This is a genomic window from Alkalicoccus luteus (assembly GCF_052061695.1).
In the GTDB taxonomy this organism is placed as follows: Bacteria; Bacillota; Bacilli; order Bacillales; family Salisediminibacteriaceae; genus Alkalicoccus; species Alkalicoccus luteus.
The window spans coordinates 254,646-273,379 of sequence record NZ_JBPZEY010000004.1 but is presented as its reverse complement, the minus strand read 5'-3'; the positions used below and the strand labels follow the sequence as shown (position 1 = coordinate 273,379).

The 18,734-nt window shown below is 52.3% G+C and carries 14 protein-coding genes and 1 riboswitch; of the genes, 10 read left to right on the top strand and 4 right to left on the bottom strand.

Annotated features, from left to right (window positions below; translation table 11 throughout):
• Positions 1-52 precede the first annotated feature (52 nt).
• The gene (locus tag ACSZLD_RS07605; protein WP_444684797.1) at positions 53-1,651 is read left to right on the top strand and encodes an aspartate:alanine exchanger family transporter; all 1,599 of its coding nucleotides are present in this window, start codon (positions 53-55) and stop codon (positions 1,649-1,651) included.
• 60 nt (positions 1,652-1,711) lie between these two features.
• On the opposite strand, the gene ACSZLD_RS07600 is transcribed toward ACSZLD_RS07605, so the two are convergent.
• Complete coding sequence (locus ACSZLD_RS07600) at positions 1,712-4,852, bottom strand: M14 family metallopeptidase (RefSeq protein ID WP_444684796.1); 3,141 nt, start codon at positions 4,850-4,852, stop codon at positions 1,712-1,714.
• Positions 4,853-5,154: 302 nt separating this feature from the next.
• Here ACSZLD_RS07600 and ACSZLD_RS07595 point away from each other — a divergent pair, with 302 nt between their 5' ends.
• Both ACSZLD_RS07595 and ACSZLD_RS07590 read left to right on the top strand, forming a co-directional pair.
• Complete coding sequence (locus tag ACSZLD_RS07595) at positions 5,155-5,796, top strand: uracil-DNA glycosylase (RefSeq protein ID WP_444684795.1); 642 nt, start codon at positions 5,155-5,157, stop codon at positions 5,794-5,796.
• A gap of 267 nt (positions 5,797-6,063) precedes the next feature.
• On the top strand, positions 6,064-7,188 hold the full coding sequence (locus ACSZLD_RS07590) for a S8 family peptidase (RefSeq protein ID WP_444684794.1): 1,125 nt from the start codon (positions 6,064-6,066) through the stop codon (positions 7,186-7,188).
• A 346-nt stretch (positions 7,189-7,534) separates the two neighbouring features.
• Here ACSZLD_RS07590 and metE read toward each other — a convergent pair whose 3' ends face one another.
• Positions 7,535-9,796: a 5-methyltetrahydropteroyltriglutamate--homocysteine S-methyltransferase gene (metE, locus tag ACSZLD_RS07585; protein ID WP_444684793.1), complete on the bottom strand. Its 2,262-nt coding sequence runs from the start codon at positions 9,794-9,796 to the stop codon at positions 7,535-7,537.
• A gap of 186 nt (positions 9,797-9,982) precedes the next feature.
• Positions 9,983-10,162: riboswitch (cobalamin riboswitch) on the bottom strand.
• Between the two features lie 112 nt (positions 10,163-10,274).
• Here metE and ACSZLD_RS07580 point away from each other — a divergent pair.
• Positions 10,275-11,051: a class I SAM-dependent methyltransferase gene (locus ACSZLD_RS07580; RefSeq protein ID WP_444684792.1), complete on the top strand. Its 777-nt coding sequence runs from the start codon at positions 10,275-10,277 to the stop codon at positions 11,049-11,051.
• On the opposite strand, the gene ACSZLD_RS07575 is transcribed toward ACSZLD_RS07580, so the two are convergent.
• Positions 11,044-12,264, bottom strand: a complete 1,221-nt coding sequence (locus ACSZLD_RS07575) for a Glu/Leu/Phe/Val family dehydrogenase (protein ID WP_444684791.1) — start codon at positions 12,262-12,264, stop codon at positions 11,044-11,046. The two genes, ACSZLD_RS07580 and ACSZLD_RS07575, sit on opposite strands and share 8 nt — an antisense overlap.
• A gap of 348 nt (positions 12,265-12,612) precedes the next feature.
• Between ACSZLD_RS07575 and ACSZLD_RS07570 the strand changes: the two genes are divergently transcribed.
• From ACSZLD_RS07570 to ACSZLD_RS07560, 3 genes are read left to right on the top strand one after another with little or no spacing between them, the layout of a single operon-like run.
• Positions 12,613-13,182 (top strand): nitroreductase family protein, encoded by a 570-nt coding sequence (locus ACSZLD_RS07570; protein WP_377908639.1) that lies wholly within the window; start codon positions 12,613-12,615, stop codon positions 13,180-13,182.
• A 28-nt stretch (positions 13,183-13,210) separates the two neighbouring features.
• On the top strand, positions 13,211-13,732 hold the full coding sequence (locus ACSZLD_RS07565) for a hypothetical protein (protein WP_377908640.1): 522 nt from the start codon (positions 13,211-13,213) through the stop codon (positions 13,730-13,732).
• Position 13,733: 1 nt separating this feature from the next.
• Positions 13,734-14,237 carry a ferritin gene (locus ACSZLD_RS07560; RefSeq protein WP_377908641.1) on the top strand — a complete coding sequence of 168 codons (504 nt, stop codon included), beginning with the start codon at positions 13,734-13,736 and terminating at the stop codon, positions 14,235-14,237.
• Positions 14,238-14,503: 266 nt separating this feature from the next.
• Here ACSZLD_RS07560 and ACSZLD_RS07555 read toward each other — a convergent pair whose 3' ends face one another.
• Complete coding sequence (locus tag ACSZLD_RS07555) at positions 14,504-15,328, bottom strand: ABC transporter ATP-binding protein (RefSeq protein ID WP_444684790.1); 825 nt, start codon at positions 15,326-15,328, stop codon at positions 14,504-14,506.
• A gap of 257 nt (positions 15,329-15,585) precedes the next feature.
• Between ACSZLD_RS07555 and ACSZLD_RS07550 the strand changes: the two genes are divergently transcribed.
• The 3 genes from ACSZLD_RS07550 to ACSZLD_RS07540 all read left to right on the top strand — a co-directional run bounded on the left by ACSZLD_RS07550 (position 15,586) and on the right by ACSZLD_RS07540 (position 18,696).
• Positions 15,586-16,002, top strand: coding sequence for a YhjD family protein (locus tag ACSZLD_RS07550; RefSeq protein ID WP_444684789.1), 417 nt, complete (start codon positions 15,586-15,588; stop codon positions 16,000-16,002).
• A 403-nt stretch (positions 16,003-16,405) separates the two neighbouring features.
• A complete protein-coding gene (locus ACSZLD_RS07545; RefSeq protein WP_377908644.1) occupies positions 16,406-17,476 on the top strand; it encodes a LacI family DNA-binding transcriptional regulator in 1,071 nt (356 codons plus the stop codon).
• Positions 17,473-18,696 (top strand): ABC transporter substrate-binding protein, encoded by a 1,224-nt coding sequence (locus tag ACSZLD_RS07540; protein WP_444684788.1) that lies wholly within the window; start codon positions 17,473-17,475, stop codon positions 18,694-18,696. Before ACSZLD_RS07545 ends, ACSZLD_RS07540 begins: the two co-directional genes overlap by 4 nt.
• The last annotated feature ends 38 nt before the right edge of the window (positions 18,697-18,734 follow it).

The window sequence follows — 18,734 nt, the reverse complement described above, 5'->3', positions numbered from 1 at the left end:
AGATGGTGCGAACGGGTACAGCACTGACAAACGGGAGTGGGAGGATACGCTTATGACAGTCATTCAACATTTGCTGGAAGAACCGCTCGTTCTTCTGTTTACGATATTATTTATCGGCTCTGTGCTCGGGAAAGCACATATAAAAGGAATTAGCCTGGGACTGAGCGCCGTTCTCTTTACGGCAATGTTTTTCGGTCACTATGGCTATCAAGTATCGGAAACCGTCCAAAACCTTGGGCTGACGTTGTTTATCGCAGCGGTCGGACTGCAGGCAGGCCCGCGATTTTTCCGTATGATGCGAACATCCGGGATGCAGTATGGACTGATCGGGATGCTGATTATCGTAGTTGCGGCCGCTGTAACGATGGCGGTAGCGGCGCTGTTTGATCTGCCGGAAGCGCTCGCCGTCGGCATGATGAGCGGAGCGCTCACCAGTACGCCGGGACTTGCTGCGGCGATCGACGCCACGGGTGATGGGGCAGCTTCGGTCGGCTACGGGATTGCGTACCCGGTAGGGGTGTTGGCGGTTGTCCTGTTCGTGCAGCTGTTTCCGAAGCTGTTTCGCATCAATTTGATGCAGGAGCTAGAGCAAAAGTCTGGCCCAAAACGGAGCAGACAGTCACCGGAAGTGATGATGATTGAGGTGACGAGTGAATCGGCGCACCGCAGAACGCTGAAAGAATTAAAAGCAGGGCGCGGTACGTCGGCCGTTGTCAGCCGGGTCATCCGCGGCACCCGGAACATTATCAGCCTGAGCGACACGGTGATTATGAAGGGGGACAAACTGGTAACGGTCGGATTAAAGGAGGATCTGGAGCGGGTCAGGGATGAACTCGGAAAAGAAAGCGACGATTCCTTTATCAGCGCCGACCGGGTTGAATTAAGAAAGGTAACAGTCGGAGCAGAGGATTTAATTGGCAAAAGCCTGCGTGAGCTCGGACTTCGCAGCCGCTACGGTGTGACTGTTACACGCGTAGAGCGAGGCGGCTTTGAATTTAATCAGCATCCGGGCTGGCGGCTGGAAGCAGGAGACGTGCTGACGGTAGTCAGCAGCGAGGACCGTGTGGAAGAAGTGGAGAAGCTGTTCAGCAGACGAAAGCTTCCTGTTACAAACGTGCACCTGCTCTCGCTCAGCCTGATTCTTTTATTAGGCGTGCTGGCAGGCATGATCGAACTGCCGCTTCCGGGAGAGCAGTCCGTGTCATTCGGAGCAGCCGGCGGCCCGCTGATCATTGCGTTAATCATTGGCCATTTCGGCAGGCTCGGGCCGATCCGCGCCCGCTTCTTTCAGCCGTCTAATCAGGTGATCCGGGATCTGGGACTAGTTCTGTTTTTAGCTGGTGCCGGAACGACAGCAGGGGAAGGGCTGGTCGATACGGTAGCAGAGCAGGGACTGACGGTTATTGCCGCAGGGGCACTCATTACGATTGTGCCGATGCTGATCGGCTTTTTCGTCGCCTGGCAGCTGCTGCGGATGAGCTCTGTGCACGCCCTCGGTTCCTTGTGCGGCGGCATGACTAGCACGCCCGGTCTCGGTGTGCTGAACAAACTTGTCTCAACCGATGACGCCGCGGTCGCCTATGCAGCAGCCTATCCGTTTGCGCTCGTTTTCGTTACGCTGACGTCCCAGCTGCTGCCGTTGTTTTTATAAATTGAATACGTCTTCCGCAAATAAAGAGCGCCTCCCGCAATGGAAGGCGCTCTTCGTCGTTTATTCGTCTGAAGAAAGAACTGGGTAGGTGAGAAGCGTTTCGTCATCAGCTGAGACGGTAACCGTTGTGATTGTCTCCGTACGGTCTTCGTCTTCACGCTGGCTGATGGTTTCTGTTTCCACCGTCAGGTCAATCGTAATCGTGCCGGCACTGTCCAACTCTTCAAGCGGCAACTCCTGCACCGATACTGCATGGGACACGCCTTCTGCGGTTACATCCAGCACCGCATCCGGATTCGCGTCGGCAAGTGCCTGAACGCCGGCTGTATCAAATGTGACAGAAGCCCCTTCTGAACCGAGACGTGTTTCTGCGGCCAGTCGGGAGACGGCAGAGCCTTCAGCGGCCCGTTCAAGCGCCTGAGCAGATACATTACCTTGAGGTTTGTTGGACTGAATCGCTGCGTCTGCTCCTTCCACCTCAACCTGAGCCGTCTGGCCACGGCCTGGATGCGATCGCTCGGATTCCGTTGTACCTGACTGATAAATGCTGTTCGCAAGCATGCGGTAGCTGTGCTCCGTATGAGCACGGAAAGCAAGCGAATTGGCAAACAGGGTAAAGGAGGTCTCGTCCGTTTCAGCAGTGAAGGACATATATTGCCCTTGTGCACGGTCGTTCCCAGGCCACCAGCCAGCCTGATAGAAATCATCTGAATCAGCGAAGGTAGCAAGCACATCCGCTTCCTCCGGCACATCGGTAATCCAGCTTCCTGTCGTCGTATACATCAGCTCTTCTGATTCATACCCTGCGTTGACCGGGTGATCCGCAAGCTCTGCCTCAAACAAGCCTTCGTGGTTGGCCTGCGTGAAGTCAAAGTTGAAGCCTGGGAGTCCGGCGTTGCTGCGGACGGAGTTCAGGGCGTTTACGCCAATACCGATAAAGGATTTCCCGGCTGCAAGCTCCGGATCGAAGCTGCCGGAATCACTCACGATAACATCCGCATCTTCGGCATCCGTCAGGTTAAAGCCAAGCTGCCGGAGTGAAAAGTCAAGCTGGTCAGAGCCCGTTGCAGCTACCTGCTGCTGGGAAAGCTCGATCATGCCGGCGTTGCGGCCGTTTCCGTAAGGTTCTGTGTTGAAATAATACTCGTCTGCAAATTCCCGCAGATCCGCTGTTTCAACAAGGTAATCTCCTTCAGAAGCATTGCCGCGGGAGTCTGTAAACATTTCAACTGTTTTTCCGTCTGCAAGCAGTTCGTTCACGATGCGCACCGCGTCATTCGTATTGTTGTGCAGGATCTGACGAGGCGGGTTGCCGGTGATGCTTCCGTTTGGTACGGCTACTTCTTCCACCTGCTCCGTCAGGCCGTCCAGTGCCCCTTCATCACGGACTTCCGTCATATCAAAGCCGCGCAGTGCCGGGAAGTTAATCACAATCGGATCGTACATCGCATTCCAGTCCGATACGTTGTCGCCTTCATAGAGCATGGCGTTGGCAAGGCCGCGCTTTGCCTGATTCATCGGTACGACAAACGAGCCTTCCGAATACGTCACGCCATCAATCTCGGTATCCACTGTCAGCTGTTCCACCTCAATGCTGTTACGGATCAAGTAGTCGGCCATGTTGTAAGCTTCCAGTACATTTTTCTGGGCACTTTCATCTGCCGGAATGACGTAGTAATCCGGGAAAAAGTTGTCGTTTCCATCACGTACACGTCCGATCGATTCACCGGCGGCGTTTACGAAATGTTCATCAACGGAGCGGTCATCTTCATTGTTCACTCCGCGCTCAAAGATAGAGAGCTGATCGGTATAGAGCTCATCCTTATTCTCCAGCACGTAATCGATAGCGCCAAGGCTGCTTCCGACCATCGCCCGGTAGGAATCCTGGCTCAGCGTCGGCGCTTCTACCGTATGGCTGTAGGCACCGTGCAGCATCCCGTACATCGCCGTGTAGGAAGGCGTCATATCATCCCAGCCATCCTCCCAGTCCAGCTTCGGGATGAAGTACGAGTCGAGATTGGAATTGCTGATTCCGCCGCGCCCAAGTGCATGCGCCTGCTCCAGCATGTTGTCGATTAAAAGGTCATATTCAAAGTTCGGATTGTGAGGCGGTGTCGCCGGCTCAATTAAAAATCCGTTAACATAGCCGTGAATATCAATAAAGGAAAGCGGAGTCCACTCGGAAACGAGCTCATTGACCGCTTGTGTTTCCACCTGTGTCTGATAGGCGTTGTCCCGGTTTAAGTCAAAGCCTTCCGCATTGCCACGGGTGTTATAGGCGCGGCCGTCCGGGTTGCTCGTAAACATATACAGCATAATGACGTCATCAAGCACTTCGTCGACATTCATTGTCACTTCGAACTCTTCCGTGTCGTCCGTGTTCATAAATGTGATGTCTTCTTCGAGCGCAAAATCGCGAAACAGCTCAATCTGCGCATCGACGCCCTCTACTTCATCCGGATGAATATTATTGAACCAGACTGGAACCTGGTAATCGCCGGCTTCTCCGGATGCGATCGCGTCCTTCAGCGCAGCCGGATCGTTCAGCGCCTGCGGCAAGGTTTCGTCGAAATAGCGGTCCACCGCTGCTTCGTCTCTCGCTACAACCGCAAAGTGAATGTCACGGCCTTCTACAGATTCTCCGACCTTTTCATACTGTACGTAGCGGCCGGAATCTGACGCCTGATTCAGTACATCATCAATGGCTGGCTTCAGCTCATCATAGAACAAGAACTCATCATAGACGTTGTAACGAAGCGTCGTTTCCGCGGAAGCGCCGCTCTGTGTGTCGGTCATCGTCAGTTCATAATCGTTTATGAACTGCTGATACTGCGTGCGGATGTTACGGGGTGCCAGGTTGTCTGTGCCGTAAAGCAGCCCGAACTCAATTTCAGCACGTACGAGTCCGTCCTCATCCAGATACGGCCCTTCTGTCACCTGGATAAACGAGCTGCCATTATACGATGTGCCGCCCGTATGTTGACGCCATTCCTCGAGCGCCCGTCCGCCGAACGTAAATTCCACGTTTTCGAGGTCAACGTCGCTGCCCAAATCAGCGCTGACTTCCACCGTTCTCTCTTCGGTCAGTGACACGGTATCGATGTTCGTCTGCAGTTCTGTATCGGCACTGGCCTCATCCTGCTGGGCAAAAAAGATAGAGCCAAGCAATAGAACAGAAAGCAGTCCTGCTGTTTTCCTCATTATGTATTCCTCCCCATTTTCAGTTGAAAAACGTCTTTTTACCTTATCAAATATTGTTAGTCATTAGACTGAATAATCAAAAAAACGTTTTAATTCCTAGAACGAGATATATTTCGACAGGCGAAAAGTACCTGAGACCTATGTAAGAACCAGGATGAAAGTATGTATCCTGTCAGATGATCTTCTAAGACCTGTTAGCAAAACGAATCATAAAGGGAAGTTGGGTCACCATAGGAAAACGTCTGCAGGACTGTTTTTACTTCTCAAAAAGCGGGGATACTCAGAGCAGGAGGGATGCCCTTATGCGAATACCGAAATCGCTTGCTGAAGAAGTGATTGCTGCCAGCCGTGACTTTCCGCTGGAAGGCTTCGTCTATGGAAATGGACCTGTAAAGCCGGCGATGATGCTCGTCGGGGAAGCACCCGGCGAAACGGAAATTCATAACGGTGTTCCGTTCAGCGGACGAGCAGGCAAAGAGCTGATGGCCTTTCTGGAAGGCCTCGGACTTTCACGTGAAGAAGTATATATCACCAGTGCGGTCCGCAGCCGGCCTTACCGCTGGGGGAAGCGGAACAATCGGGATGGAACGGTGACTGAGCGAAAGTACAATCGTCCACCGACCCAAAAAGAAATAACAGCTCATGCACCGATTCTCGATTATGAGCTCAGCCACGTTCAGGCTCCAGTGATTGTGACACTCGGCAACATTGGCCTGCGACGGCTGGCAGGAACGGACTATAAAGTAGGCGACTGCCACGGCCGGTTTATCCGATCGCCGGTACGCCGCCTTCAAGACGGTGCGTTTGTCTGGTCGGATCGCGATTACCTGCTGTTTCCGACCTTTCACCCGGCTGCCATCTTTTACAACCGCAGCCTGCAGGAGAAAATCGCCGAAGACCAAGAAAAGCTGCGTCATTTTCTGAAAACCGGAGTATCATCGTGAAGCCGTAGGAGGGCTGCCTGCGGCTTTTTTTGCGGTGTGAAGCGGATGTGCAGCACCGCTTTAAAGCCTAAGATTTAACATCCATTTATTGGATGTGTGCAGGTGCTTTCTTAGCTGCGTCATACGTCATCTTTACAAATACTTACAAACAAGCTTGTCTTTTTTCGAGTGGCGAATAATATAAAGAGGAGCCGACTTTTCGGAAAATTATGTGAAATGACGGCCGCTCACCGCCGCGGTGAAAAAAACTGCATAAGGAGTGTTTGGATGAAGCGTTTTATCTGGTTGTTTGCTGCTTTAATGATGATCACGGGGGGACTGTTTGCTTCCGCTGTGTCAGCAGGGGAGCAGGACAAAGAAGACTATCTGGTGATGTTTTCCGGCAATGCTGAAAAAGGACTGCTGAATGCATTCGGTGTAGAGGATGAAGATGTTCTCTATGAATTTGAACTGCTGCCGGTTTATCAGCTTTCCTTAACAGAAGGACAAGCAAAAGGACTATCTAACCATCCGCATGTAGAATATGTAGAAGAAGATGCAGAAGTGCAGGCAATGCAGACCGTTCCTTATGGCGTATCCCAAGTACAAGCTCCGGACGTACACCGTTTTGGCTATTTTGGACAGGGAGTTCGCGTGGCGATTCTCGATACTGGTATTGATGCAAACCATCAGGATTTGAACGTGTACGGCGGTCATTCCGTATTCTCAAGCTGGCCCGACAGCAATCCTTACATTGATAACGACGGCCACGGCACGCACGTAGCTGGTACAGTGGCAGCACTGAATAACAGCGTCGGTGTTCTCGGCGTAGCACCTCAGGCACGACTCTACGCGGTCAAAGTTCTTGACCAGAACGGAAGCGGCTCCAATGCCGGAATCGCGCAAGGCATTGAGTGGTCCATTTTGAACAATATGGACATTGTGAATATGTCTCTCGGCGGTCCGACAGATTCCTCTATTCTGCGCGCATACTCGGACTATGCCTACAATCAGGGACTGCTGCTCATCGCTGCGGCAGGTAACAGCGGCAATGCATCCGGCACAGGCGACTCTGTCGGTTACCCGGCTAAATATGATTCTGTCATGGCGGTCGGCGCTGTTGATGCAAACAACAACCGTGCGTCTTTCTCCAGCACAGGTCCGGCTGTTGAAATCGCAGCACCTGGCGTCAGCATTCAGAGCACGTATCCAAACAACGGCTACCGCAGCCTCAACGGAACGTCGATGGCAGCTCCGCACGTAGCCGGTGTTGCAGCCCTGCTGATGCACTACCGTCCAAACTACTCTGCCCAGCAGGTACGAAGCGTGCTGAACAACTCCGCACAGCCGCTTGGCAACTCCAACCACTTTGGAAACGGACTTGTCGGCGCCTACCGCGCATTTGTTTATTAGGATCCAATTATAATGAAAAGAAAGCTCCCGGATGTGAGATCCTGGGAGCTTTCTTCGTTTTGGCGAGGGCAAGGCGGAGCAAAGGCTAAACGGTCAGGGCATGCATAAGTTTTGGCTGGGCTCAAACCTTTCATTTGCCGGCCGTAATTTATCGAACAATGCTCGAATCTTTTCATTCGGCGACTCAAACTTATCAAGCTCGCGCGTCAACTTATTATTGTTATTACCATGCGTTCGACATAGCGAAAAAGTTTTCATTTCGCCTATGAAAGTTTTCATTCTGCACCCGCAACTTGTCAAACGCTGCCACTAATCAAAGAAGCCCCCGTCCGCAATCGTCTCCCACTTACACGCCGCTGGTCCGACTTGTGAGAGTTTCCCGGACGGTTTCTGCTGCCTGCTGCATGTTGCGAAGGGCAGCTTCGACTTCGGTCTCATTACGGGTTTTCAAGCCGCAGTCCGGATTCACCCAAAACTGGGAGGCAGGCAGGACGCTCAGGCAGCGCTCGATCATGTCGGTCATTTCTCGAACCGGGGGAATACGTGGGCTGTGAATATCATAAACGCCGAGTCCGATGCCCTTGTCGTACGTGCTGTCCTCGAACGCCTGAATCAGGCCGCCGTGGCTTCTCGATGTTTCAATGGAAATGACGTCGGCGTCCATGGCACTGATTGCATCAATCATATCGTGAAAGTCGCTGTAGCACATGTGCGTATGGATCTGGGTTTCCGGCTGCGCAACAGCGGACGCTGCGCGAAACGAGTTGACAGCCCAGTCCAGGTAATGGGCGCGTTTCTCCCGTTTCAGTGGAAAGCCTTCCCGAAGAGCCGGTTCATCTATCTGGATCATACCAATGCCTGCTTCTTCAAGGGCTTCAACTTCTTGCTGCAACGCTTCCGCAAGCTGATAGGCCGTCACCGATTTAGGCACATCGCTCCGTTCAAATGACCACTTTAAAATAGTTACGGGCCCGGTGAGCATGCCTTTTACCGGGCGATCCGTCAGAGATTGAGCATAGGCGGTTTCAGAGACGGTCATCGAACCTGGAGCAGAAACAGTCCCGTAAATGAGCGGCGGCTTGACGCAGCGGGAGCCGTACGACTGGACCCAGCCGTTTTGTGTGACGGCCATACCGTCCAGCTTTTCCCCGAAAAATTCTACCATGTCGTTGCGTTCAAATTCACCGTGCACGAGGACATCGAGCCCGATATCTTCCTGAAGCTTAATCCAGCGCTGCATTTTTTCTTCCACCATTGCACGGTAGCGTTTAGCGGAAAGTTCTCCGCGCCGATAGGCGGTTCTTGCTTTTCGCATATCGGTCGTCTGAGGGAGGCTGCCGATCGTTGTCGTCGGCAGAAGCGGGAGCTGCCAACGGGCCTGCTGCAGCTCAGCGCGGCGTGAGAAAACAGGCTCTCTCATCGCGAGCTTTTCACTGCTGCTGTCTCCTGCTGCCGGATAGCGTTTTCGGAACCGGGAAAGAGACGCCTGATGACCGTCCAGCGTGTTCTCCGGAGAGCCCGTGCAGACCTGCTTCAGCAGCTGGAGCTCCTGCAGCTTTTCGTCAGCGAAAGCCATGCCCTGCTTCAAGTCCTCGACGAAGCGTTCCTCCTGCTTAAGGGAAACCGGTACGTGCAGGAGGCTGCAGCTTGTCTGCAGGATTAATGGGTTTTCCGGACAGAGCACTTCAACGCGTCGAACGAGCTTCTGTGCTTCGTGGAGGTCGCTTTTCCAGACGTTACGGCCATCAATCACGCCGATGGCGAGCGCCGCATTCTGGTGAGGCGGATGCTGCCGCAGCTGCTGGAGCGTATCGCCGTCGTCATACATCAGATCGAGTCCGAAGGCGTGAAACGGAAGAGTGGCGAATAAATCCCAGTGCGTCAGCGATTCAAAATACGTCTGCAGCTGCAGCGGTGCCTTCGGGACCAAGTCAAGCAGCTGCTGGAGCCACTTAGCGGCCTGCCCGGCTTCTTCATGGGTCAGGGACGTGACGAGAGCAGGCTCATCAAGCTGAATGAGTGGAGCGCCTGCCTCGTGCAGTTCGCCAATCACTTTTGCATACAGCGAAAGCAGGACAGACATGCAGCTGTCGCGGTGCTCCGCTTCCAGTCCTTTCGCAAGCGTCATAAACGTATAGGGTCCGACGAGCACCGGCTTTGTCTTTATGCCCGCGGCTTCCGCCTCCCGATACTGTTCAAGCGGATAGTTTCGCGTAACGTCAGGCACCCAGCTGTCTTCCAGCTCAGGCACAATATAGTGATAGTTCGTATCAAACCATTTCGTCATTTCCATCGCAGGCGCCTCGCGCGTCCCGCGTGCGGCTGCGAAATACTGATCGAGCTCATTTCCGGACAAGGAAGCGAAACGCTCCGGTACCAGATTAAACATAAATGCCGTATCCAGCATATGGTCGTAATACGAAAAGTCGCCTGTCGGCACCAGATCGAGTCCGCTTGCTGCTAAACGGGTGAGCCTTTCCAGCCGGATGGCTTTCATCCGTTCCTGCAGCTCTGCTGCGGTTATTTCTTCTTTCCAGTACGCTTCAAGTGCGCGTTTCCACTCCCGGTTTTCACCGATGCGCGGATAGCCTTGTACAGATGTTTTCATGCTTATTCCTCCTTCAGATGTATGACGCCGACACAAACAAAAAGCCGTGCCGAAAAGGGGGAAACCCTTCCGGCACGGCAGCAGGACAAAACAGGTGTCTTTCCAGCACGAACGAAGCTTTGGCCGCACGTGTTTTGCGGCAAAGCTGAACAAGCCTGTTTCCACCTCCCTATGACCCGTAGGGCTGATGGTAAAGAACGACAGGCAGGTCTCCTGACTCAAGGATGAACACAGCCGCACCTTCCCGGAAAAAATCCAGTGGCACAGCGGCTGCTAACCTTTTACAGTGGCGGGACCGTTCCGGAGTTGCACCGGATTCCCTTTTAAGATCTGGCGAAGCAGATCACCTGTTGTTCATTACGTTATCAAGTTTGTCGTCATCATACAGGAAAAGGGAGTAAGTTGTCAAAATCATCTAAAAGAAGCGCGGCTTCATTTTTCCCATAAAAAGGATATAATAGAAGGGAGGTGAGAACACATGAGCATCCATTTTCATGATGAACGGTTAAAAGGGAGCTATAACAGCAGGGACGCCGACGCTGACTGGGTAAAAACGATGCAGGAGCTGACAGCAGGAGAAGATATCAAGCATGCCGCAGACATTGGCTGCGGCGGGGGGATCTATACGAACGAGCTGCTGAAACTTGGGGCTGATAGAGCAGTCGGCATTGATTTTTCGGAAGTAAGCCTGCGCGATGCAAAAGAACGTCATCAGCACGAGAGACGGCTCTCATTTCAGCAGGGGACCGCGGAACGAACCGGTCTCGCCCGGTGCGGCCAGGATCTGGTGGTTGCCCGGGCACTGATCCATCATCTGTCGGATACAGCCGCTTTTCTGAAAGAGGCAGCACGGGTGCTGTGTGCGAAAGGGCGGCTGATCATACAGGACCGGACCGTTTCAGACTGTCTGCTTCCCGGAAGCCACGTGCACATCCGGGGTTGGCTGCTTGATTATTTTCCGCACCTTGCCGAGGTCGAAAAAAAGAGGCGTCCGAATAAAATGGACGTCCTCGAGCAGATGAAAGCTGCCGGCTTTACCGGTGTGACAGTTTTTTCTATATGGGAGAAGCGAAAACAGTTTGCAACGAGGCAGCAGCTGCTGGATGATCTTCGCCAGCGAACGGGACGGAGTATTTTACACGAACTGACAGACAGCGAGCTGGAAGCGTTTCTCGATTTTCTGCAGACGAAGCTTTCGGAAGGGGCTGTAACAGAAGCCGACCGGTGGACGATCTGGACAGGACAGGCTACTTGATCAGCCCGCGTGCCTGCATCACATCAGCAAGACGCCTGCAGGCCGTGTAATAGGCAGCACGACGGTAGGAGACGCCGGAATCCTGCTTGGTCCGGTTCGTGCGGCTGAAGGCCTGGCGCATGTAGTGCTCCAGCTGACTCAGCGCATCGGCCTTGCTCCATTCTTCCTTGCGCTCGTTCATCCGCCACTCCAGGTAGGAAACGACGACACCGCCGGCATTGGTCAGGATATCCGGGAGTACCTCAATGCCGCGTTCTTCCAGCACCCGGTCTGCATCTGCTGTTACCGGACCGTTCGCGCCTTCTGCGATCAGGTCTGCCTGGATCAGCCGGGCGGTCTCCTCATCAATAGCGCCGCCCATGGCGGCCGGGATCAGCACGTCGCACGGCACTTCAAATACGGCCGCTGACTCATGGTCTCCGCCAAGGCTGCCCGTGTCGGTTTTTTCCTTCAATACTTTCTCCACGTTTAGTCCATTCTCATCAAAGACAGTGGAAGAGGAGTCTGACATCGCCGTAATGATCGCTCCTTTATCAGCGAGAATGCGGGCGCAGAACGATCCGACGTTTCCGGCTCCCTGGATGGCGACTTTCAAATTATTCAGGCTGCGGTCCTGTTCCTTGAGCCGGCAGCGAATCGTATGAACGATGCCGGCTGCCGTGGCTTCCACCCGGCCCGGGATGCCTCCGATAACCGGATCTTTCCCGGTGAAGACGGCATTATATGGATCATGCAGATGTTTTTCGTATTCATCCAGCATCCAGCCGATTTCCTGCTGGCCGATGTTGACGTCCGGAGCGGGAATGTCCTGGTCGCGGCCGATGTAAGGGGACAGCTTGCGGATGTAGGAGCGGATTACGCGCTCGCGTTCGTTATCAGACAGTTGTTTTGGATCTGCAGCAATTCCGCCTTTTGCGCCGCCGAAGGGCAGGTGCATTAAGGCATTTTTCATCGTCATCCAGGAGGCGAGCAGCGACGTTTCGTCGATGTTTGTTTCCGGGTGGAGCCGGATGCCGCCTTTACCGGGACCCAGCAGGGAGGAGTGCAGTGTACGGAAACCCTCCACCACGCGCATGTTTCCTTCATCGGATTCATAAGGAACCGAAAAGGCGAGCTGCCTCTCCGGAATGCGGAGCAGCTGCTGAAAATCGTCATGCAGCTCCAGGTGTTCAGATGCTTCGTTGATCATGGCATAGAGTTCTTGCGTGTTCATCCAATCAGCTCCTTCACAGTGTCTACTCCGGTACCTTCCCCGTCCGGAGAGAAGCTAAGCGCGGGAACGTCATCTTCGCAGGCTTCAGCTGCCGGACACGTTATTTTTTTAGAAAATTTCTGCAGATAAGGCTTGACGGTTTTGAAAAGCTGCACTATGATAAAAGAGCACCGTTAATTGATAATCATTCTCACTTTCTCGCTTCCGAAAAAAAGTATTCCCCCCTCTCTTTTTTTTCGACACCATTGAGAATGGTTATCATTTATCGGCGGTGCCGCTTAAGATGTTAACGGGGGTGCCCGTCTGATACAATAAAGGGAAAGACTGGCAATAGAAAGAGGGATAGACATGACTGATTTATCTACGATTACGCCGCTGCAAAAAGCGATACGGGAGCGGCGTTCTATTAAAACCGGATACACCGATGAACCGGTAGAAAAAACGCTGGTGATGGATCTGCTTCGGGATGCCGTATGGGCCCCGAACCACGGGCTGCGGGAGCCGTGGCGCTTCGTGTATGTGAGTGCAGAAGAAAAGGAAGCATTTGTTGAAGGGCTGCTCGGGCACTATGCAAAACGAGAGCATGAAAACCGCCGCAAGTTGTTTATGGAGCCTGCTGCCTATTTAATTGTAATAATGAAAGAAGATCCGCGCCAGAAACAGCAGGATGAAAACATGGGCGCGATTGGCTCGATGATTCAAAATTTTCAGCTGCTTGCTGCAGAACGGCAGCTCGGAACCGTGTGGAAAACGAATCCGCACATTTACGAGCCGGACGTCCGTGGCATGCTTGGCGTAAAGGCTGGTGAACGGATCGCCGGCTTTCTGCACCTTGGCTATTATGAGGAAAAAAACAAGCCGAAACGGAAAGAACCAACTCCGCCGGAAGAGCTTACGACCGATTTTTCGTCGCTTTAAAAGGCATCTGTAAAGGGAGGTGGCTGCCATGCTGACAGCCGAAGAAATGCAGGCGATGCGCGCCATGATGGAAAAAATGATGATGGAGCGGCGGATTATGCGCTGCTTTAAGGACCGGGCTGTCGAGCCGTCCGCAGTGTCGGTCAGCTGGAAGAAAGCCTCCGTGGAAATGAGTCCGGAAGCACGTGCCGAGACGCGTCTGCTTCTGTTTCACGGACCTCAGAAGTGTCCGCTTGTCAAAGAAATCATACGCGGCATGTACGAGCGTGAAGACCGCTGGCACAACCGGATGCTGGAGCTGTACGAGCAGGTGCCGATGCATGTGCTTGTGCTGACGAAACCTCGCTACCGGGACGAGGCGCTTCGTGCGCTTGGTCGCATGCAGCTCTACAGTGCGAATCAGGGAATCGGCATGATTTTAAAAGAACGGGAATACACATTTTCAAAGCAGTGGCTCGACCGGGCCGGGCGTCTTTCCGGGGAAATTCCGGCAGCCGTCCTGCACGCCGGCTGGCTGCCGGATCATTTAATTGAGAGGAGCGCGATGTAACATGATCAGCACAACACTTGTGGACGCTTTGAACGAACAGATGAACTACGAATTTTACTCCGCTCACGTTTATACCGCTACTGCGGCTTACTGCTCTGGTGAAAGCCTGGACGGTTTTGCGCAGTTTTACCTGGCACAGGCAGAAGAGGAACGGTTCCATGCGATGAAGTTTTACCAGTTTATTAACGACATCGGCGGCCGAGCAGAGCTCACCGGCATGCCCGATCCGGACAATACGTTTGCTTCTGTGGAAGAAACGTTCACCAAATCACTTGAGCATGAAAAAGAAGTGACGAAGCGCATTTACAAGCTAGCTGATCTGGCGCTGGATGAGCGCGAACATGCGACGATGACTTTCCTGAACTGGTTTATTGAAGAACAGGTGGAAGAAGAGGCGGCGTTTGATACGCTCATCCACCGGCTGAAGCGCATGGATCAAGACAGCCAGGCGTTTGAGCTGCTCGATCAGGAGCTTGGCAAACGAACCTTCAAACCAGAGGAATAAAGCAAGAGAAGCAGCTGCAGCCGTATCAGGCCGGAGCTGTTTTTTGCTGCAGGCCGCTTCAAGCAGCCACATACGATCAGCGCGTCTCAACGGGGGAAGGCATTGTTGTTTGCAGGCGGGTTTGTGTAATGTTTACGGTGGTACGTGATTGAGGTACGTGTCCGCCGCTGTCGGCCTCTATGATGCAGCCTGTAGAGCGGGAAAGCCTCTCATTTTTTCAAAAGAAAAAAACGGGCAGAGGCCCGTTTTAAAAGGTTTACGTACGGTTATCCATTTACAGAAGGGTGAAGGAGGTGCTGTTCCTGCGGGCAGGCGAGCTGGTAGCTCATGCACATCGGCGTTCCTGTTACGGGATCTTTTCCGATGACGGCTTCAATGGAAAAGACGTCGCGCAGCACGTGCGGCTGCATAATGTCCTGAGCGCTCCCGTGTGAGCGGACATCGCCGTCTTTCATCGCAATTAAGTAATCCGAAAAACGTGCAGCCTGATTCAGGTCATGCAGCACCATGACGATCGTACGGTTTTCAAGCCGGTTCAGGCGCTGCAGCAGTTCGAGGACTTCCAGCTGATGCGCCATGTCCAGATACGTCGTCGGTTCATCAAGAAAAATGAGCTCCGTATTCTGGGCGAGCGCCATTGCGATCCAGACCCGCTGCCGCTGCCCGCCGGACAATCCGTCGACCGGCTTGTCTGCAAAGGCACTGGTTCCCGTCATCTCCATCGCTTCGTCAATCATGCGGCGGTCTTCCCGGCTCAGGCGTCCGAAGCCGCGCTGATATGGAAAGCGGCCGTAGGAAACGAGTTCATAAACGGTGAGGCCAGCCGCGCTGTTCTGCGTCTGCGGCAGGATCGCCATGCTGCGGGCGAGCTCCTTCGTCGGAATTTTTGACACCGCTGCTCCGTCCAGATACACCGAGCCGGAGGACGCTGCGAGAAGGCGCGTACACGTTTTCAGGAACGTTGATTTTCCACAGCCGTTCGGTCCGATGATCGTCGTTACCTTGCCGGCTGGAATCGACACCGTCAGATCGTTGATGATCGGCTTGTCGCCGTAGCCGACCCGTATATGTTCCGCATGCATGGAGGGCATGAGCACGTCAGTCCTTTCTGCTGTCTGTTTATTTGAGAATGATTATCAGTTTCACAATAGCTTTATCATAGTATGCACGTTTGAAAAAGTCAATTGTCCGTCCGAAAAATAAATCTAAAAAAAGCTGGAGTAGTTAGCACGAGCGGATTCAGCAGCTGTCTGTCACTGTGAAACATCGAACGCCCGTCTTGTCAGGCTTCAAACAATCGTGCTATGGTAATGGGAACATATATTCTCATGTGCGAGGGTGAGCTGCGATGAAAGCACTCATGGACGATTATGAAAAAATTTTATTTTTCCGCTATGTCGACAGCGTCTGGGCAAAACGGGCGCTGGAGCACGACCGTGAGTACGTGCGGACATCTAAAATGAAGTTTGCCGATGTCTACGAAGACTGGTTTTTTAAGCTGGAAAGCCGCAATGGAGCCTTCTTGAACGAACTGCGGAAAGAGCTGCGCGGAGCAGATATGAAAATTTGGGAAAGTGCAAAGCCGACGAAAAAAGAAGTGCGCTATAAAAGCCGGTGCCGGGGCTACGAATTCAGCCACTGCATTATGGCTCCGATTTTGAAGCGCCGCGTCGAAGCACATCTGCGCCGGCTTGCCTTCGATCCGGAGCAGGACTTTAAAACGCTGCTGCACGCAGAAGCCCCGTGGAAAAGTCAGCCTATGTAAGTCAAAGCCGGGGCGTCATGCTCCCGTTTTGAAAATGACGGTATCGAATGAGGCAGGAGCACAGGTGTACTTGGCTTTCGGCGCAGGCCGGAAGCTTTTTTCGGGAATTCAAAAAAGGGCGTGTCCTGGTTCAGAGCTACTGTAGAGGGGAAGATCGACTGAATTATCGTGCAGCTATCCAAAAAGCGACAATTGTACAGACAAACGAAGCGGCTATTTTGGAAAAGATCAGTAAAATAGAATTTTTATCGGTAAAATAATAAGTAAAATAAAGCGGGTATTTTCGTAAAAAACAATTATTTTACCGATGTTTTACCGAAATTGCACTTTTGGAAGCGAATACACGGTGCTAATCTACATATATCGCAAATGAAATTTTAGTGAAAGAGGAGGTGTTTTTTACTTGGCGACAATAAAAGAAGTAGCAAAAGAAGCACATGTTTCGATTGCCACCGTTTCTCGTATATTAAATAATGATCAATCGATTGTAGTACTGGATGAAACAAGGCAGCGGGTACTGGAGGTAGCGAAAAAGCTGGACTACAAACCTCTCCGACAGCGTAGTCGAAAGCAGTACGTTAAGAAAACAATCCGGACTTGGAAAATCGGCATTCTTACCTGGAATAACACAGAGGATGACAAAGAGGATCCGTATTTTAAAGAGATTATCGACGGGATTGAAGAGCAGGCCTACGAGCTGGACATGCGCATTGTCCAGACGGTGAGACTGCGGAGAAGAACGGGTGAGGAGAAGTTGCATGAGCTGGATGGAATTATTGTCATCGGAAAATCGGTGGCAGATGATATCGCTTCCTTGTATCCCGGTAAAAATATTGTGTTTGTTGATCAGAATCCCGACAAAGCCAGATTTGATTCTGTGACGTCTGACCTTGCGCAAGCCTCAGAAAATGTGTTGAATCACCTTCTTTCACTCGGTCACCGGCGAATCGGGTTTATTGGCGGAAGAGAATTCACCCAGCGCACAGATGGGAGCGAGAAGCAGGCAGTGGACCAAAGGCTTGCGCATTATATCCGCTACATGAAAGACAGGCAGCTTTATGAAGAAGGTCTGGTTTATTTAGGAAACGATGAAATAGGCGACTGGAACTCATACGCGGGCTACCAGTTGATGCGTGAAGCACTCCGGCAGGAAAATCTTCCAGAAGCATTTTTTATTGCCAGTGATCCAATGGCGCTGGGAGCGATCCGGGCGCTTCATGAGAAAGGGTTGAAAGTTCCGCAGCATACCGCGATTGTCAGTGTAGACGATATTGAGTACGCAAGCTATGTCACACCGCCGCTTACAACAACGAAGCTGCATAGTACACAAATGGGAAGAACGGCAGCGCACCTGCTTCGAAATCGGATCGAGGGGCGGGACGTTCCGCTGCAAGTTATTGTTCCGACAGAAATGGTGATTCGTGATTCGTGCGGTTGGCGCAAAAAACATACCGAAGGGGAGGATGTATCATGAAAAAAGCAGTGTGGGTAAGCAGTTTGGCAGGGGTCATGACGATGCTGGCAGCCTGCGGAGGCAATGCCGACGGAAGCGGCGATACAGTCGAGCTAGAGTTTTTCCAATTTAAAGGTGAGGCTGTCGGGGAGTTTGACCAGCTGATTGCCAAGTTTGAAGAAGAGAATCCAGGTATCACGATTGAACAAAATAACGTACCGGATGCCGATACAGTGCTGCTTTCACGCCTTACGCAAAATGATATTCCCGATGTGTTAACGATTAATGGAGGTGCAACGTTCGGAGACATTGGCGACTCAGGAATGTTTAAGGATATGACCGGTGATGCGAATACAGAGGGAATATTGGATGAATACGAAGATATGCTGAAGCGACTTACAGGTACTGATGAGCTTTATGCTCTGCCGCATACGGTTAATGCAAATGGAGTCATTTATAATAAGGAAAAGTTTGAGGAGCTAGGGCTTGAGGTTCCGGAAACGTGGGACGAATTTATTGCACTGGCAGAAGAGATTGAGTCTGCGGGAGAAACGCCGTTTTATTCTACTTACGGGGAATCCTGGACCATTTTACCTCCGCTGAACGCGCTGGCTTCCAATATACACGGAGAAGCATTTTTTGAAAGGCTGGAAACAGGAGAAACGTCCTTCAGCGAAGAGTACGGAGAAGTTGCAGAAAAGCTGGAAGAACTGCTTCAATACACGGATAACGATGTATTTGGCCATGATTACAACATAGGCAACACCGCATTTGCCAACGGGGAATCTGTTATGTACATGCAGGGGATCTGGGCTATCGGTGAAATTCTTGAAGCCAATCCGGATATGGAGCTCGGAGTCTTCGGGCTGCCGGCTGCTAACGAGGAAGGAAGCAATGATGTTGTATCCGGGGTAGATGTGGCACTGATGATTGGAGAAGATACTGAACATCCTGAGGAAGCTCAGCAGTTTGTTGATTTTCTGCTCGATCCGGAAAATATTGAGATTTATTTAGATGGCCAGCGTATGTTCTCCGCTGTGGAGGGAGCAGAACAGCAGGACGCAGCTCTTCAGGAACTGCAAAGCTACTTTGACAACGAGCAGATTACCTCGTTTGCTGACCATTATTATCCGCAAGGCTTTGAAATAGATGTGATGTTCCAGGATTACTTGCTGGATGGCACGCTGGAGGACCTCCTGTCAGAATTGGATGCAGAATATGAACGACTATCAGACAACTAAGCGAAGAGGAGGAGGATCTTCCCTCTCTTCTTCCGGCA

What these genes read in the sequence shown, in the direction of transcription:
- ACSZLD_RS07570 (WP_377908639.1), top strand. Translation starts at nt 12,613, where the DNA reads ATGACTGATTTATCTACGATTACGCCGCTGCAAAAAGCGATACGGGAG.
- ACSZLD_RS07565 (WP_377908640.1), top strand. Translation starts at nt 13,211, where the DNA reads ATGCTGACAGCCGAAGAAATGCAGGCGATGCGCGCCATGATGGAAAAA.
- ACSZLD_RS07550 (WP_444684789.1), top strand. Translation starts at nt 15,586, where the DNA reads ATGAAAGCACTCATGGACGATTATGAAAAAATTTTATTTTTCCGCTAT.
- ACSZLD_RS07600 (WP_444684796.1), bottom strand. Translation starts at nt 4,852, where the DNA reads ATGAGGAAAACAGCAGGACTGCTTTCTGTTCTATTGCTTGGCTCTATC.
- ACSZLD_RS07560 (WP_377908641.1), top strand. Translation starts at nt 13,734, where the DNA reads ATGATCAGCACAACACTTGTGGACGCTTTGAACGAACAGATGAACTAC.
- ACSZLD_RS07555 (WP_444684790.1), bottom strand. Translation starts at nt 15,328, where the DNA reads ATGCCCTCCATGCATGCGGAACATATACGGGTCGGCTACGGCGACAAG.
- metE (WP_444684793.1), bottom strand. Translation starts at nt 9,796, where the DNA reads ATGAAAACATCTGTACAAGGCTATCCGCGCATCGGTGAAAACCGGGAG.
- ACSZLD_RS07580 (WP_444684792.1), top strand. Translation starts at nt 10,275, where the DNA reads ATGAGCATCCATTTTCATGATGAACGGTTAAAAGGGAGCTATAACAGC.
- ACSZLD_RS07605 (WP_444684797.1), top strand. Translation starts at nt 53, where the DNA reads ATGACAGTCATTCAACATTTGCTGGAAGAACCGCTCGTTCTTCTGTTT.
- ACSZLD_RS07590 (WP_444684794.1), top strand. Translation starts at nt 6,064, where the DNA reads ATGAAGCGTTTTATCTGGTTGTTTGCTGCTTTAATGATGATCACGGGG.
- ACSZLD_RS07575 (WP_444684791.1), bottom strand. Translation starts at nt 12,264, where the DNA reads ATGAACACGCAAGAACTCTATGCCATGATCAACGAAGCATCTGAACAC.
- ACSZLD_RS07540 (WP_444684788.1), top strand. Translation starts at nt 17,473, where the DNA reads ATGAAAAAAGCAGTGTGGGTAAGCAGTTTGGCAGGGGTCATGACGATG.
- ACSZLD_RS07595 (WP_444684795.1), top strand. Translation starts at nt 5,155, where the DNA reads ATGCGAATACCGAAATCGCTTGCTGAAGAAGTGATTGCTGCCAGCCGT.